Genomic DNA, 1,864 nt, shown 5'->3' on the forward strand with positions numbered 1-1,864 from the left:
TCGATCCAGAGAACGGTCCCCTCGCTGCCCTTGATCGCGAAGCCGTTACAGCCCAGGTACCACAGCGCCACCGTGTCGGGGTCGGCGGCCGCGACCGCTCGCGGCAGCCAGTCGCCCCAGTCGGAGTCGACCATGGGCGTCGATGCGGCAGGGGCGGGGGTAATAATTCCGGAGTTCGGCGGATCGCGGTGATTTCTGTTGGTCACTCAACGACAAAAATCTGTCTCGGCCGCGACGAGTAAACAGTATTTCGCTATATCGAATTCCGGTTGCGTACTCCCCACAGTTTCGGAGGATAGGCCAGTTTCGGGGCGAATTTCCCTCGACTCGTGGTGATTCTCTCCAACAAGAGGAGAATTCGAATCCTCCCGGAGCGCACCTGTCGGACAGACGTGAGAAATTGCGCGTGTTCTGGCGCTACCGAACAGCGTCGCCACTTCCGAACAGCGGACTCAGCGAGGGCTCAGCCGGTTAGTCAGGCGGTATCAATGCCGACGCGGCGACCTCGACGCACTCACCCGCGGTCAGGACGGGCGCGTAGTCCATCTCGCCGTCGACGCCCGCTTTCAGCAGGAAGTCGGTGAGCCGCCAGATGTTGTACAAGAGGGCCGCGAACACGAAGTAGAACAATCGAACGCGGTAGTCTTTCGAGGAGGTTTTGGCGAGAAAGTCACCTTTGATCGATTTGTACTCACTCTCGATCTGCCAGCGCCGACTATACCGCCGACAGAACGTCTCGGCCTCGTCGGGTCCGACTCGGAGATTCGTCGCGAAGACGGCCGTCCCCTCACCACTCGTCGACGGCACGTACAGGAGCTGCATTGGATGCGATCCAGATTTCACATGGACAGAAGCCGACTCAACAGCCACCTCCTGGTCGTCTTCCTCCATCTGTTCGAGTACATCACGTTCGGAGCTGGAGACCCGCTTCGGGATGAGGTAGTTCACATTGAGGTTTGAGAGCGTCTGGAACACGCGTATCGAATCGAACTCCCGGTCACACAGCACTGTCTCGATGGGGACGAGTTCTTTCGCTCGTTGAACCAATCGTCGCACAGTACGATGTATCTGATTCGACGGGTTCTCATCCCACTTAGAACTCTCTCGGACCGGCTCGACAGCCAAGATCAGTGGGATGTTCTGCCCGATGATCGAGAGGGTTGCGAATTTGAATGCTCGACCGTCTCTGTCCTCGGTCCCGCTGACCATCGGCATTCCTTCGACCTCTCCGTAATAGGGAATCGTGGTGATATCGATCGCGGCTGTGACTGGTCGCCGGAACGATGCTTCAGAGGCGATAGCGGAGAGTAAGCGATCCGTCGTCTCGTAGAATCCGTTCACGAGCTCTTTAGAATCGAATTGCTTGACGGTGCGGAGGTGGGTGTCACCGTGTGGGCTGTACTCTTCACCACGCCGGTACTGGAAGCGAGTCGCTCCTTGCGCGGTTCCGCACCGAACCATCCCCATGAATGTCTGTAACTCGAAAAATTGCGTGTCCTCGTACGAGGCGTTCGACTCTCGGCCCGAGTCGAAGTGTCCAAAGGCGTGATCACGCGCGAGGCGCGTGGTCTGGATAATCTCCTCCTGTGAGAAGGATTCCTCTTCTATTGGGTCTGTATCTTCTTGTTCATCGTCGACGATCTCTGCCTTAGGCCGCACCTCCGGCGCTGAGATGTCGCGATCGTGGACTTCTTTGACAACGAAGTGGGCGGCAGCGTGGGTGTATTCGTGGGCTGTGTCGTCGAATCGGTTTCTCCACGCTCGCGAGAATGCTGATTCGTCGGGCACTCGACTGAAGCCGAGGATAGTCGCTACTTCCGGTTGTCGGGTGAGTCGTCGAGTGAAGTTGGCGTATGAGTCACCC

General features: G+C 57.9%; 1 protein-coding gene and 1 pseudogene. Both read right to left on the bottom strand.

Annotation, left to right across the window (positions count from 1 at the left end):
* Positions 1-134, bottom strand: a pseudogene (locus U4E84_RS16785) (MBL fold metallo-hydrolase); the annotation flags it as partial.
* A 337-nt stretch (positions 135-471) separates the two neighbouring features.
* Positions 472-1,864: transposase (locus tag U4E84_RS16790; RefSeq protein WP_322533248.1), on the bottom strand; the 1,393-nt coding region annotated here is incomplete at its 5' end.

It is taken from the genome of Halorubrum sp. AD140, from assembly GCF_034497445.1.
Lineage (GTDB): Archaea > Halobacteriota > Halobacteria > Halobacteriales > Haloferacaceae > Halorubrum.